This is a genomic window from Ileibacterium valens (assembly GCF_001945525.1).
Classification (GTDB): Bacteria; Bacillota_I; Bacilli_A; order Erysipelotrichales; family Erysipelotrichaceae; genus Ileibacterium; species Ileibacterium valens.
The window spans coordinates 1-13,630 of the sequence record NZ_MPJW01000157.1; the positions used below are offsets into that span (position 1 = coordinate 1).

The window sequence follows — 13,630 nt, forward strand, 5'->3', positions numbered from 1 at the left end:
GGGGAGAACATGTCTTCAGATGCAGGACATGAGATTATGGTCAGCCGGAGCATTCAGGCGGAAGGAACCTTCGGAGATCTTAAAGAAAACTACAGATACAGCCGATTGAGACGCCGGGGACTGGAAATCGTAAAATTTGAGGTGCTTATTGTGGCCATGGGACACAATATCAGAAAATTAAACAACAGAAATCGGATGAGTTTCCCAGAACTCGAACGTTATGGAAAATTAAAGGAGCAGAAAAGCGAAATCTGAAAAAGATTATAAACAGTCTTTTTGAGTTTTGGCTCTTTTCAGTGCGTTCAAAAATTGACTTGAGCGGAAAAACACATCATAAAACAGGATTGAATCAGATAAAAAGCATAGAAAAAGGGGCTGTAAATCTCGCTGATGAAAAATCAGTCGAAATTTAACAGCCCCTTTTGACTAATCCCTTCGATATGATTAATATGATTCACATGATGAATTCCCTTCAGAAAAAACTCTGTATGCTGGTCATTGGAGTGCTGATTCTGGTAATCAGTCTCGATATTTCCATCTATCGTATGTTCTACATTAATCCTGATGGGTTCAGAGTCACCTACAAAACCATTCACTCCAAGAAAATTCCGGATTCCCTCAATCAGGTCTCTCTGGTCTACTTTTCTGATCTGGAGTACGGCACCTTTTCAGACCCTGAAAAAACAAATGCTGTTTTTGAGAAGATTAAACAGCTCAATCCTGATCTGTTTGTTTTTGGCGGTGATCTTTTTGCTTCGGATTATACGGTAACCGATGCAGATAAGGATCAGATGAACGCCTGGTTGGCATCCATTCAGGCTCCATTAGGTAAATTTGCCTTATATGGGGAACAGGATCTGGTCAATGAAGGCCGGTTAGTGAATGTTCAGGAAATTTATAACAATACCCAAATCGAGATTCTCGACAATACGACCAGACTGATCACCAATCAGTCCCGTGAAGGAATTCGCTTTGCGGCGTTTGGCCTTGATCTCAACACAGACAGTTCATTGGCTGCATTAAATCCTGAACAGTTCAACTTCGCCTTTTCACATTATCCTGATCATCTGCTCAATGAATATGTGACAAACGCTCCAATTGATTTAGCTGCCGCTGGAAATGCTCATGGCACCCAGATTACCTGGCCAATCAAAGGCGGATATCGTCTGTGGCCTGGCTCTGAAAACCTGAACCGGGCCGATCAGAAGAATCTGCCATTTGATTATTATCTGACCAGTGGACTGGGCTGCATCAATATTCGTGCCAGGCTGAATGCACCAGTTGAAATCGTTTATTTCATGTTTTCCAACCAGTAAATTTCGTTCATTCCTTATAAGATCACTCTGAACCAAATCACTGGCAGACTCTGAAAATAAATTAAAAAGTAATAAAAAATAAAAATATAAGTCAAACAATCTCCACTGAATTTTTAAGTCTTTTGTCTGTTAAGCGCCAAATGATTCAATCATTGCGGCCTGCTATGACAAAAGACTTTTTCTTTGTTTCATCAAACAACGCAAACTACAATGTAAACTCTCAATTCCTGTAAAAATCTCAAAAAACCATACAAATTACCTTTTTGTTAGTCCTTTCAGGAAATCTTCTGGTCTGTCTGGTGTATCCTAAGAACGATATGACAGGTGTGCTCTTATCCAGGAGCTGAGATTAGCCTTTGTACCTGATCTAGGTTGTACTAGCGTAGGGAGTCATTCATGACCGACTGCGCCTTCTTGCATGGAGGTGTTTTTTTTATGTCTAAAAATTCAATGAGCGTTAAAGAAATTGTATTGATGGCCTTCTATCTGGCCCTGTTCTATGTTCTGGATTTTATCGCCAACATTTTGCCAGCGATGCCTCAGGGCGGTTCTCTTGGCCTTGGAACAATCGCTTTGCTGATGGCCAGCTATCAGCTGGGCTGGAAAAAAGGAACCATTGTAGGGCTCCTTTCTGTTTTGCTTCAATTTGTTTCCGGACGGATGTATGTCCTTGGACCTGTTCAGTTTCTTCTGGACTACATCATCCCATTTGGAATTTATGGAATTGCCTGTCTGTTTCCAAACTATGGAATGTTTTACTCCGGAATTCTGATTACCAATCTCATCCGCTTTTTCTCCCATACCCTGTCCGGCGTATTCTTTTATGAAACGCCCTGGATTCCAAGCATGATCTATCAGGCTTCCTATATGGTCCCGACAACCATTGTTGGATTGATCATGGTTCCCCTTCTGATGAAATATCTAGCTAAACGTCTTGAAAAAGCAATCTGAAGTTCACCTGTCATATCCCACTGCCTTCGGGCAGTTTTTTTTTATATAAACGAAAAAAGACCGGATTTCTCCGGTCGATCAGCCTTAAATCATAAGCCATGTTTTGTTCCTGCTAGTGCAGGCAGCAGTTATTTATCTATGGATTCAGCTGAATCCATCCGAAATCCGCTTCATTTTGCTTCATTCAGTTCCCCTACCAAATTTGGGTTTCTCGCTTGAGGGGTTTACCCGTTCCACCTTCATTGTTTCCAATGAAGCTTCGTCTCTGTGGCACTTTTAAAGCCGTCAGCCATGGATTTCTCTTTAGGCTTTCGGACAGCCGTATACCCGAAGGTACCCCAGCCTTATTGATTGGACTGGCACAAACACTACAATCATCTCAGATTGTGCGAGCATGGACTTTCCTCTGACAGCGCATGACTGCCAGCAACTGCTTCATTAAAGCTGTGTTTTTCGTATTCCATTTTTAATTGGTCTTGTTATCTGTCACAATGACAGATTGATCGAACTGTTATTCCTGAGGAGACTGAAATACGGCCTGCTCAAGACGCGCAATTCTCTTCAGAAGATCAACCTGATCGGAATTTACATTCACGAAATCAGAGCTGAGCTGCTCGTTTAGATTATTATTGCTGGTCTGCAATGTAAAAATTTCCTGCTGCAGCTCCTTGATCTTTGCTTCATAGCGAGCAAGAGCCTGACCAAGTTCTTCGAGTTTTTCATCGTATGTCTGATAATCTTCAATAACCAGATCCAGGAAGTCATCCACTTCAGCACTGGCATAACCTTTCAGATCGACATGAAATTCTTTCTCGTAGATTTCATGAGCTGACAAATTCGTATCTTTTGCCATCTTAATCCCCTCCATACTGTCGTGATTATAGCACCGTTCTCGCCGTTAAACAACGCATGAATTCACATCTTGTGATATTTCACAATATTTTCACAAGACTAATCTCTAATAATTTCTGTACTATTGTAACGGACATTGGCGTAAACCAAATGCCTTTGTGCTAACTCATCTCTTCTATAATATATGGAAGCTGTTAATATATGGAAGCTGTTACTCATTGTATTGTTTGACCAAAACTCCAATCTTACTCTTGTGAAGAGACAGCCCGTTCATTGAATCAGAGATTTTCATTCGGTATACTTTGATAATGACATCCAATATACACTATCCAAATGGTAAGACGATAAAGAAAGCGGCAATACCCAAAGGTCGACATGAAAATACAATCGATAACCATTCTGGACGTGGAGCCAGACTTGAAGAAGACCTTAACGCCTCAAACACGTATTATAACGATATAGGCGCAGCTCTGATTCATAAGAAACCAACCCCAATTCAGGTTGTACGAGTTGATTATCCTTCACGGGATCATGCTAAGATTGTCGAGGCTTACTACCGAACTCCTTCAACAACCGATTACAATGGTATCTATAAAGGCCATTACATTGATTTTGAAGCCAAGGAGACCCGGAACAGATCAAGCTTTCCGAAATACCTGATTCATGAGCATCAGATCGAACATTTAAAAAAAGTCGCAAAGCTCGGAGGAATCGGTTTTTTCATTATTCGCTTTTCTCATTTCAATGAGACATGGCTGATTGACAGCTCGGATCTGATTCGTGTCTTCGAGCAGACAAAGGCAGCGTCCATTCCTCACCAATGGTTTTGTGAAAACGGTCTTCTGCTTAAAGAAGGTTTTATGCCAAGAATCAATTACCTTAAAGCAGTCGATGAAAAATATCTGAAAGGAGATACAATCGCAAAGGACAACTGATATGCAAAATTCAAACAACAATTCTACTCCATCGAAAAAGCCCAGAAGAAAGCTGGATATATGGAATAAAATTGCAGTCTGCATTCTGACCTTATTCATGGTCGGATGCATCTCTGTCTTTTTTATCCTGGTGAATGTCATTAACGATCCTGAAGGCATGCGTTTTTCACGGGACGGTCTTTCGACTCTTTCAAATTCCCGAATCTTTGATGATGCAGGAAACCTTGCATTCGAATTTGGTGAAGAAATTCGTGAAGACATCACCTATGAACAGATTCCGCAAAATGTCATCGATGCCTTTCTTTCTATCGAAGACTCACGATTCTTTGAGCACAGCGGATTCGACCTTCCTCGATTTTTGGCCGCTGCTGTCACCAACCTGAAATCAGGAAGTTTCTCCCAGGGTGGATCGACTCTGACCATGCAGATGATCGATAATGCCTTTACAAAAAATCAGGAAGAAAAAATTTCCAACGAAAAGGGTTCAGTGTCAAAACTGGATCAGATCAAGCTGAAGATTCAGGAAATCTACCTGTCCCTGATTGCCGAACAGACAATCGAGAAGGAAGAAATCATGGAATACTACCTCAACCGAATCTGGTTTGGTTCAGCAGGAAGCACCCGTGGTATTCAGAAAGCCGCTAAATATTACTTCAACAAGGATGTATCTGAACTCAACCTTCCAGAATCGGCCTTCCTAGCCGGAGCCATTAATGCTCCTGCCCTTTACAACCCGCTCAACAACAGAAGCGATTCGGAGTTTGACCATCTGGCTGCGGCTACAGAAAGAAGAAATACGACACTTGATCTGATGCTGCAGCATGGATATATCACCCAGGAAGAACATGATCTCGCAGTAAATACCGATCTTGCTCTATCCCTGAACTATATTCCACAGGTTTCAACGGATGCCAACGAAGCCTATATTAACCAGGTGATCAGCGAAGCCATTCAGCTGACTGGTCAGGATCCAGCCATTATCCCGATGGATATTTATACCGCTCTTAACCAGGACGTTCAGGGTGAAGTGGATCGGGTCATGAACGGTGAAGTCATCCCATTCCCAAACGAAGCCTTTGACGTAGGACTTGCGATTACCAATCCTCAAAGCGGTGAGATCATTGCCGTTGGGCCTGGACGCCGCTATCACGAACAGGATGTCAAACAGGATAACTCAATCAATACCCGTCAGCCTGGTTCATCCATGAAACCTCTGCTGGCTTACTGTTCAACTTTTGACCTGTTAGGATGGGCGACGACTCACACCGTACAGGACAAAGCAAAAGACTACTGGAACGCCGGCTTTAACCTTGTCAACTCCGATGGCCGTTATGAAGGAAACATTTCTCTGGAATACGCGCTTGGAGTTTCCAAAAACACGACTGCAGCGGCAACGATGATTGAACTCGTTGATAATACAGGAATTCCTTACTGGGTTGATTTCTGCAAGAAGCTTGGTTTTGATGATGAAGTTGCTGAAACATTCAATCCTCAGTTTGCAATCGGCGGATCAAACATGTTTGCTTCACCGGTGCAGATGTCATCGGCCTACTCCATGTTTGCCAACAATGGAGTTAGAATCAATTCGCATCGAATCCGTCGTATTATTCGCCGTTCTGATAATGAAGAGATTAACGGAAACACCACTGAAAACGAACTGATTTCCGCCCAGGCAGCGTGGATGATGTCTCAGTTGCTTGAAAAGGTGGTTACCGGTGGTTATTACAACTTCAACAACCTGCTGACTTCTACAAATTATCCGGTTTATGCCAAGTCAGGTACTTCCGACTGGGCTGAAGATGGTCTGCAGTATGGAATTCCAAGCACAACCATTAAGGATGAATGGTCCATCGCTTACACGGATAAGATATCCATTGCCTGCTGGTCCGGATATACACCGGAATATTTCTCACAGGGCTGGTATATTGATATGCCTACCCTGAATGAAGCCACCGCGTTTAAGATCAATGATCACCTGCTTGAATATATGAATAATTCAATGGGCTTTGCCGCCATACCAAGGCCTGATGGAGTTTCAGATTATGGTAAGGGGTATATCAAAACCGAGTTCGTTGAACAGGGCGATTCTACTTCTCATACTCCTGCGCCAACCCCAACTCCTGAGCCTGAACAGAGTGGTGATCAGACGGATGATATGACTCCGGAAGTCGATGAGGCAGCAAAGAGTGCCTGCGAAGGTTCCGGCGGATCCTTTACCGACAATGCGTGTGTATGCCCAAGCGGTACTTACTTAAATGGAACAGCATGTGCTCCAATCCAGGTGGAACCTACTCCTGAACAGCCAGAACAGCCAGAACAGCCAGGGCAGCCGGAACAGCCAGAACAACCTTCTCCGGAACAGCCAGAACAACCGGAGCAGCCGGAAAATCCAGAACAGACAACCCCAGAACAACCGGAGCAGCCAACTGGTTTTGCGATGACTTTAATGAATTTGTTCATGCTTCCAATGCGCAGATTCTTCTAGCTCCCTGCCAACAAAAAGCTGTATTCAGTTTTGTAAATTCACATTCAGGAAAAGATATGTAAAAATGACCAGCTTGATCCAATACAGATCAAGCCGGTCATTTTTTATTTGATGCGTTATAAAAAGGACAAGCAAAGCAAAAAGTTTATCGCTGGGCTTCCTGACGTTTTTGCCAGGCATCTTTAATTCGATTCAAAGAGGTTTCAATGATGCTGCGCGGACAGGCGCAATTAAATCTTTCCCATCCAGAACCATCGTTTCCAAAAATGTATCCTTCATCGAGCCAGAGATGAGCTTCATGAAGCATAAAATCCTCGAGTTCTTCATCACTCAATCCAAGTCCTCTGAAGTCTGCCCAGGCCAGATAAAGTCCTTCTGGTTTTCTCATTTTTACTTCAGGCATATTCTCTTCAAACCAGGATTTCATGAAATCAAAGTTTCCTTCAATATAAGCCAGCAATGCGTCCAGCCACTCTGCTCCATCTTTATAGGCTGCTTCTGCCGCTACCAGTCCAAACAGGTTAGGAGCCATAATTCCGCTGTTATCCATTTCCTTTTTCAGCTGTTTGTATGTACATTCACTTGGAATGATCAGATTTGAAACGATCAGACCAGCCAGATTAAAGGATTTTGAAGGAGCCGTCGCTGAAATAAACTGTTCTTTAAGCTCAGGACAGGCATCAAGCATAGCGACAAATTTATGATCGCCATATTCAAAATCCATATGGATTTCATCGCTGAAAAACATAATGTTATATTTCAGACAAAGATCTCCGAGCTTTTTCAACTCTTCTTTTGTCCACACCCTTCCAATGGGGTTATGAGGATTGCAGAATACCACCATCTTGATATCGCTCTTTTTAAGAAGATCTTCCAGTTTTTCAAAATCGATAGAATAAAATCCATCTTGTTCATCTAAGGCAAATTCAACAATCGTTCGGTCATTATCCCGAATTGAAGCATCAAAAGGATAGTAAACCGGCTTAAAAATCAGGATTTCATCGCCTGGTTTCGTAAAGGTCCGCACTGCAGCTTTTATCGCTGGGACAATTCCCGGAAATGGCAAAATCCATTCTTTTTCAATATCCCAACCATGACGGTTTTTCATCCAGGAGATCACAGCATCCTTATAACCATCCCAAACCGAAGTATAACCATATACCCCATGCTCAACTGTTTTTGCCAGTGCCTGTTGAATACACGGAGCGGTCTGAAAATCCATATCCGCCACAAACAGAGGCAGCAATTCTGGATCATCATTCATCGGTTGTGAATCCCATTTAAAGCAATGGGTTCCTCTTCTGTTAATTGTTCTGTCGAAATCAAAAACCATATCAATTCCCCCTTTCTTCTCCAATTTCCTAGGCCAGAATTCCATCGATTTTGAAAATCCTGGCAAAATGAGTCTAGCCAATTTCTAATGGATTTGAAATCGTTTTTTGTCTTTAAGAGTTTCTTCAATCCTTCGTCGGTTTTTTTGTTTAATTGTTTGCAGGATGGCAGGCATAGCATTCTTTTGAAAACTTGTTACAAGTATAATTAAAGTCAACTCTACCTGCTTTATGGCAGTTCGAAAGGAATTGATGGTTATGGCCAGACGGTCAAATTCAAAAAACGTAAAAAATAGTTCTGCGACCAAAAAGAGTATTTCTTCCCAGCAAGGAAATAAGAAAAGCTCTAAGAAAAAAACAACAGCAAAGGTTCATTATGGACGCCTCGCCGTGGTGATCTTAATTCCCATTGCTTTAATTCTTGGAATGATCTATGGAGCAATCAGTATTTATCAAGCTGTGATTCAGCATCAAAGGGTGGCAAAGATTGAAGAAAAAGCAAACAGAATCGGCGAAGCTCAAAGTGAAATCGCTGCCGCTTCGACAACCCCAAACATCTCTCCATCTACATTTGCCGCTTATCAGGAACTGGCAAAAACTCAGCTTGGTGCTTTTCAGAATCAGGTCCGTTCAATGATTCATGAAAAGCTGAGCGATTCAGATATGGAAGCAGTGAATTCTTTAAGTGCCCCTGAAGATCTTTATTTGAATATCCTGAAAAATCTTGAACGATATCCTGAAGAATACATCAGCTTTTTAAACGAAGATCCCCGGCGATTGAATTTTGTTTCTGCGTTTGTAAATCAGGAACCTTATATCGCTGCACCCGGAGCCTTAACAATGTCTTTGGAATCTTTACCTGCTCTGGTTCAATACGACCTGCAATGGGCTTATCAACCGTTTTCAGGCAATGTGATCGGACTTGTCGGAAGTGGGCCTACCGCTTTATCCGCTGCTGCCTGTCATCTTCAGAACAACAGTGGTATTACTCCTTATCTCGCAGCCCAGGCTATTGATTCAGCTGGAGGTGCGGATTCTCAAGGCGTAGCAGAGCCCCAGGTGCTTGTATCGGCCGGACCATCTATTGGATTAAGCATTGAGCCCATTCAGGTTGATTCAAGTCTGATCGCATCCATCTGTGAACAGCAGCAGATTATCCTAGGACTCGTCCCCTCTGGAAATCTGTCAGCTAAACCACAATATATCCTAATCAGCTATTCGGATCAGCCAGATTGTGTAAATGTATATTTCCCAGCTTTTCCTGCGGACAGTAAAGCGTATTCTGTAGAAGAAATTACACCTCTTCTTTCCGAAGCCTATGTCCTTAATAACGCCTATACTATTGAACAATGATAAATTCCATGAATTTCAAGATGCATGAAATTCTTTAACCTGTCTGAGATCTGATGTCCATGCCTGTAAAAATGGCTGATATCAGATCTCATTGATTTTTCAGAATCTGAACTGGCCTGCCTGCTATGCTTGCTGCATGCAAATTTTTAATGCAAATTTTCTCCATTCTATATGGCTGATCATACAATTAAGACAAAGCAGCAAAAAACGGATTTCACCGGCCATTTTGAGTGTGACTCAGGCGAAATCCGTCATAATTCATATTTTTTGCACTATCGTTTTCTTTGCGAACAAAATATCAATATTCTACAGCAGATGATTAAATCTATCTGCAGTTCATTAACCGCTGGATTAATCGATAAAGATTGTTGTCTCTTTCATTTTCAGTCGATTGGACATTTTGGGTTCAATATCCGGAACGCCAACGCTGATCACTGAAACAATCTGCTGTTCTTCAGGAATGTTCAGTAATTTTCTTAACCCTTCCGCATTTCGAATCCCCATGATCAGCGTGCCAAGGCCAAGAGCTGTCGCAGCTAAGACCAGGTTTTCACTGGCTAATCCGAGATCATAATATCCCCAGCCTTCTTCACATTCATTAGCATATTGTCCATCGTTTCCCATTCCGCTTTTTCCCTTTTCAAAGCAGCAAACAATCACTGCTGGGGCATTTTCACAATTTCGAGCGTTGAATGGCGGCAGACAATTTTCTTTCAGGCTGGCTAATTTCTCTTCGTTTGTTACCACATAGTAACGAGGAGTCTGTGAATTCTTCCAGCTTGGAGCTGCAATCGCGGCATGGATCATCTTTTTTAGATCCTCATCACTGACTGGTTTATCTTTGTATTTTCGAATACTTCTTCTTTCTTCAACAACTTTAAAAAACTTCATTCAAATATTTTCCTTTCTCATCTTTCGATTGATCATGAAGCGATTTCCTGTCAGCCAGACAATAAAAAATATCTGACTTTCATGAAAATTTGATCCAGGATCGATTAGTTCTATTATGGCACGTTTGTAAAAATGCTTTCAAATACCCAAACAATCAAATCAGGTTTCAATCAGGTCCCCTGATATCACTCTGAGCAGCAATCAGGCGCCAAACGGCAAATTGAGACTCTCTAATCCTTTCACAATTCCATCGTTTCGGTTGGAATCTGTTATATGAGCTGCTTTACTTTGAACATAATCTTTCGCATTTCTCATTGCGAAGGAATGAGAAACTACCTGCATCATTGACACATCGTTTTCCCCATCTCCGAAGACTGCAACTTCATCTGCATTCCAGCCATTTTCTTTCATCAGTCTTTTTAACGCTTCTCCTTTTGAAAAACCAAACGGAAGAACTTCGAGCTGCTTAGGTGTTGTTCGATAGATGGAAAACTGATTTCCAAATTTTTTGATTGCCTGATCATATACTTTCTTGATTGCTTCTTCATCATCCATTACCTGCAGCTTATTAATCGGACGATTGATTTCAGCAGAGCTTTTTACATATGAGATGTTCGGATATCCTTTACTCAGATCGGCAAGCCAGCTCCAGGGACCGGCAGTCCATGGATAATCATCTGGAAGATTGTTTTCCTCGCGGATCTTTCTTTTCTTTTCCATAGCCTGTTCAGGCAGAAAATCGAACAATCCATCATCAAAAACAGCCTGCGGTTCAGCTCCTGTTGTTGTAAACCAGTCGTATATTTCTGCAATTTCCTCAGGCTGCATTTCGTGAAATTTAATCCTTTTACCGGTTTTTGGTTCATAGCGGGCGACTCCATCGATTTCAATAAAGTAACCGCCAAACTCATCCATCTTCAGCTGTTTAGCATAAGGAAGAAGTCTTGGATAGCTTCTCCCACTAGCCAGAATCAGCTTTACCCCCTTCTTTTCAAGATCAATCAGATAATCTCTGGTTTTCTGTGAAATTTCGTCCTTTTCATTCAGCAGAGTTCCATCCATATCTGCTACAACTGCTTTTATCATTTGTTTACCTCACTGATTATTCATTTTCTCGTTTATCTTATCCCATCACTTCAACCAAATGATTTATTTCGCTTTATCTCTCTAAAAAAGCAACATCCATAAATCTGTTCGTAATTCACACTGAAAAGAAAAATAGCCAAACACTCCTATTTGTCGGATGTTTGGCAGAAAACGATGATGAATTACAAATAAAGATTGTATTCTTTTCTAATTCAGTTTATACCCAGTCATTCATTGAGATCAGTCGGACCACCCAATGGCAAAGATGATTCGTTTAGAATCCAACACAGATCTTGGCATTCATGTTCAATGCATAATTTCAAAGGAATACTGTACATACTCGTCAACAAAGAAATCATCATAAACATTTTTAATATCGATCTATTTATTTTCATACTTTTACTCCAATTATTCGGAATGCAGTCTTATAAAATTAAATATCTTTTTTCAGACTATTATTTTAAAATTAAGCAATGAAAAACATTCACGATTATTTAGGCTTATATTTTAGATTGCTGCGAAAACAGGCTGGCTTATCACTTGAAAACATTTCATACGGTCTTTCTGTTTCAACATCTCTATTAAGCGATATCGAAAATCAGCGGAGGAAAATGAAGCCTGAGCTTTTTGATCGCTTTTTAGATGTTTATAAAATTAATTTCGATACAAATGACCAACTTTGGTTTCAATCGAAGGAGCTTCTTAATCATGTCATAACTTCATTTATTGCTCTAAATACATTTGAAATGGTAGCAGTGACTCAAAGTTTTGAAAGGGATAAAAATGCATATAAAGCTTCTTATGGCTATTTTCATTGGCTACTATTTGAATGCTTTCTCAGCTGTAAAAAGTCGGGATATTAATTCCAAGTATATATTTGAAAACGCTCTAGAGTTTCTTGAAATCTATGAAGCAGATGAACAGGGTTTAATTTGTCTATTTTATGCGCTTTACATTAAACGTAATACTGAACTGTTCTCCAAATATAATCTTGAAGATACTATCAGTTGGGTAAAGAAAGGTATCTCTATCTCTAACGGTGAGCTCTGGTCAGATCTACCTGCTCTTCTAAAATATAATCTTGCTTATCCATTAGGTATCTGCACAGATTTCTATCAGGGAATTAAACTCATTGAAGAAGTTAAGCTGACTTTTCAGCAATCATGCAATTTGTATAGAATCATTTCTTGCTTGAACAATGAATCCATCCTATTAATTTGCTGTGGCTTTTACAGGCCTGCTATACAAAAATTAAATGGAATTTTATGCCATACGAGTATTTCAGCTTATCCAACAATCGCTTAAGCTGCTGAAAACAATCTGATTCTAGCTTATGTTCTCAATAACGAATTTGATCAGGCACTGACTCAAATGAGTTTAAGTATCAAAAATTCATCTCCTGCGGCGAATTGCGTTTTGGCTCCATATTGTCTGTATCGATTATCGAAGACCAAAGAAGCTTTACAGATCATCTCTAAATTCGATAAAGATTCACTTACAAAAGATGACATCTATCTTTTTCGTTTGCTGCGGGCGGTTATTCGAATAGATAGACGAGCAATAAATAATGTCATAAATCCTTTTCTGAATTGTCTTTGCAGTCAGTACAACTGGACCATTCTGATGATATTCCTCAGGATTCTCTGCTGCTATTTTGAGGAAGAAAATGATTACGAGAATCTTTCAATTGTTTTGAAAGCTCGACTTGACTGTAAGGAACAAATCTTTCCCACAGAACTTCCACTGGTTTTTCGAGTATAGAGCTTATTGATAATCAGGTAATTCAAAAACTTTCATTATCCATGAGCGTAATTCGCAAATATAAATGCAGAGGGGCTGTTAAATTTCTGACAGTCCAAAAATAAAAAGAGGCACCTGATCCGTAATGGATGAGGTGCCTTTTTTGGTAAAATATGTTCATGCTTAATAAACAAAATTACCAAACACACTATAACTCGATTCAGGGCCGTTTGCCACTGCTCCATTCTCTCTTCCCTCATATTGAGATGGATTCTGTCTTCACTACTGTCAGTTCCTTTGTCGATGATTATCTCGACCTTGCCCTTTATCCTTCTTTTGCCTCCTGGCCAGCCTGCCATTTCCCAGCAGACGCCATGCTCAAAGCCGCTCTGATTTCTTTTACTCTTTATGGCTACTGCTCTTTGCGGCAGCAGGAAGAACTTTATTCTCACGACATCCGTCTGCTCTGCCTTTTCAATGGCGAAACTCCTTCTTACGGTACAATTTCCCGCTTTCAGAAGGAATGCCTTACTCCATGCATGGAGGATCTCTTTACGGAATTCAACCGCTATGCCGAACAGAATGATCCTCAGATAGACTCTTCTGTCCTTTATCTGGATGGAACAAAAATTGAAGCCAACGCCAACAAGATGACATTCGTCTGGACAAAGGCCACTCAGAAATCAAGGG

12 protein-coding genes, 1 other RNA gene, 1 pseudogene and 1 riboswitch are annotated in these 13,630 nt (G+C 40.9%); of the genes and pseudogenes, 9 read left to right on the top strand and 5 right to left on the bottom strand.

Annotated features, from left to right (window positions below; all coding sequences use genetic code 11):
• From BO222_RS08105 to BO222_RS08115, 3 genes are all read left to right on the top strand, one after another.
• The coding region (locus BO222_RS08105) for a transposase (RefSeq protein ID WP_075820015.1) at positions 1-255 on the top strand (255 nt) is incomplete at its 5' end.
• A 194-nt stretch (positions 256-449) separates the two neighbouring features.
• Entirely contained in the window at positions 450-1,316 is an 867-nt protein-coding gene (locus BO222_RS08110) for a metallophosphoesterase (RefSeq protein ID WP_143356983.1), read from the top strand.
• A 312-nt stretch (positions 1,317-1,628) separates the two neighbouring features.
• Positions 1,629-1,722, top strand: a riboswitch (TPP riboswitch).
• 29 nt (positions 1,723-1,751) lie between these two features.
• Positions 1,752-2,267, top strand: a complete 516-nt coding sequence (locus tag BO222_RS08115) for an energy-coupled thiamine transporter ThiT (RefSeq protein ID WP_075820019.1) — start codon at positions 1,752-1,754, stop codon at positions 2,265-2,267.
• Between the two features lie 87 nt (positions 2,268-2,354).
• On the opposite strand, the gene rnpB is transcribed toward BO222_RS08115, so the two are convergent.
• Together rnpB and BO222_RS08125 are read right to left on the bottom strand one after the other, a co-directional pair.
• Positions 2,355-2,710, bottom strand: an RNA gene (gene rnpB / locus BO222_RS08120) — RNase P RNA component class B.
• A 68-nt stretch (positions 2,711-2,778) separates the two neighbouring features.
• Positions 2,779-3,120 carry a DivIVA domain-containing protein gene (locus BO222_RS08125; RefSeq protein ID WP_075820021.1) on the bottom strand — a complete coding sequence of 114 codons (342 nt, stop codon included), beginning with the start codon at positions 3,118-3,120 and terminating at the stop codon, positions 2,779-2,781.
• Positions 3,121-3,427: 307 nt separating this feature from the next.
• Here BO222_RS08125 and recU point away from each other — a divergent pair, with 307 nt between their 5' ends.
• The gene (recU, locus tag BO222_RS08130; RefSeq protein WP_075820023.1) at positions 3,428-4,054 is read left to right on the top strand and encodes a Holliday junction resolvase RecU; all 627 of its coding nucleotides are present in this window, start codon (positions 3,428-3,430) and stop codon (positions 4,052-4,054) included.
• A 1-nt stretch (position 4,055) separates the two neighbouring features.
• Positions 4,056-6,539 carry a transglycosylase domain-containing protein gene (locus BO222_RS08135; RefSeq protein ID WP_075820025.1) on the top strand — a complete coding sequence of 828 codons (2,484 nt, stop codon included), beginning with the start codon at positions 4,056-4,058 and terminating at the stop codon, positions 6,537-6,539.
• Positions 6,540-6,684: 145 nt separating this feature from the next.
• Here the strand turns inward: BO222_RS08135 and BO222_RS08140 are convergent, their stop codons facing one another.
• A complete protein-coding gene (locus BO222_RS08140; protein WP_075820027.1) occupies positions 6,685-7,872 on the bottom strand; it encodes a MalY/PatB family protein in 1,188 nt (395 codons plus the stop codon).
• A gap of 256 nt (positions 7,873-8,128) precedes the next feature.
• Here BO222_RS08140 and BO222_RS08145 point away from each other — a divergent pair, with 256 nt between their 5' ends.
• On the top strand, positions 8,129-9,223 hold the full coding sequence (locus BO222_RS08145; protein WP_075820029.1) for a hypothetical protein: 1,095 nt from the start codon (positions 8,129-8,131) through the stop codon (positions 9,221-9,223).
• Positions 9,224-9,574: 351 nt separating this feature from the next.
• On the opposite strand, the gene BO222_RS08150 is transcribed toward BO222_RS08145, so the two are convergent.
• Together BO222_RS08150 and BO222_RS08155 are read right to left on the bottom strand one after the other, a co-directional pair.
• The gene (locus BO222_RS08150) at positions 9,575-10,114 is read right to left on the bottom strand and encodes a nitroreductase family protein (protein WP_075820031.1); all 540 of its coding nucleotides are present in this window, start codon (positions 10,112-10,114) and stop codon (positions 9,575-9,577) included.
• A 201-nt stretch (positions 10,115-10,315) separates the two neighbouring features.
• Positions 10,316-11,200, bottom strand: a complete 885-nt coding sequence (locus tag BO222_RS08155) for an HAD family hydrolase (protein ID WP_075820033.1) — start codon at positions 11,198-11,200, stop codon at positions 10,316-10,318.
• A gap of 473 nt (positions 11,201-11,673) precedes the next feature.
• Here BO222_RS08155 and BO222_RS14405 point away from each other — a divergent pair, with 473 nt between their 5' ends.
• From BO222_RS14405 to BO222_RS14085, 3 genes and pseudogenes are all read left to right on the top strand, one after another.
• The gene (locus tag BO222_RS14405; RefSeq protein ID WP_075820035.1) at positions 11,674-12,063 is read left to right on the top strand and encodes a helix-turn-helix domain-containing protein; all 390 of its coding nucleotides are present in this window, start codon (positions 11,674-11,676) and stop codon (positions 12,061-12,063) included.
• Complete coding sequence (locus tag BO222_RS08165) at positions 11,984-12,505, top strand: hypothetical protein (protein ID WP_143356984.1); 522 nt, start codon at positions 11,984-11,986, stop codon at positions 12,503-12,505. The genes BO222_RS14405 and BO222_RS08165 overlap by 80 nt, the downstream gene beginning before the upstream one ends.
• An 809-nt stretch (positions 12,506-13,314) precedes the next feature.
• Positions 13,315-13,443 (top strand): annotated as a pseudogene (locus tag BO222_RS14085) (hypothetical protein); the annotation flags it as partial.
• Positions 13,444-13,630 lie beyond the last annotated feature (187 nt).

What these genes read in the sequence shown, in the direction of transcription:
- BO222_RS08135 (WP_075820025.1), top strand. Translation starts at nt 4,056, where the DNA reads ATGCAAAATTCAAACAACAATTCTACTCCATCGAAAAAGCCCAGAAGA.
- BO222_RS08110 (WP_143356983.1), top strand. Translation starts at nt 450, where the DNA reads ATGATTCACATGATGAATTCCCTTCAGAAAAAACTCTGTATGCTGGTC.
- BO222_RS08140 (WP_075820027.1), bottom strand. Translation starts at nt 7,872, where the DNA reads ATGGTTTTTGATTTCGACAGAACAATTAACAGAAGAGGAACCCATTGC.
- recU (WP_075820023.1), top strand. Translation starts at nt 3,428, where the DNA reads ATGACATCCAATATACACTATCCAAATGGTAAGACGATAAAGAAAGCG.
- BO222_RS08145 (WP_075820029.1), top strand. Translation starts at nt 8,129, where the DNA reads ATGGCCAGACGGTCAAATTCAAAAAACGTAAAAAATAGTTCTGCGACC.
- BO222_RS08125 (WP_075820021.1), bottom strand. Translation starts at nt 3,120, where the DNA reads ATGGCAAAAGATACGAATTTGTCAGCTCATGAAATCTACGAGAAAGAA.
- BO222_RS08115 (WP_075820019.1), top strand. Translation starts at nt 1,752, where the DNA reads ATGTCTAAAAATTCAATGAGCGTTAAAGAAATTGTATTGATGGCCTTC.
- BO222_RS08155 (WP_075820033.1), bottom strand. Translation starts at nt 11,200, where the DNA reads ATGATAAAAGCAGTTGTAGCAGATATGGATGGAACTCTGCTGAATGAA.
- BO222_RS14405 (WP_075820035.1), top strand. Translation starts at nt 11,674, where the DNA reads ATGAAAAACATTCACGATTATTTAGGCTTATATTTTAGATTGCTGCGA.
- BO222_RS08165 (WP_143356984.1), top strand. Translation starts at nt 11,984, where the DNA reads ATGCATATAAAGCTTCTTATGGCTATTTTCATTGGCTACTATTTGAAT.
- BO222_RS08150 (WP_075820031.1), bottom strand. Translation starts at nt 10,114, where the DNA reads ATGAAGTTTTTTAAAGTTGTTGAAGAAAGAAGAAGTATTCGAAAATAC.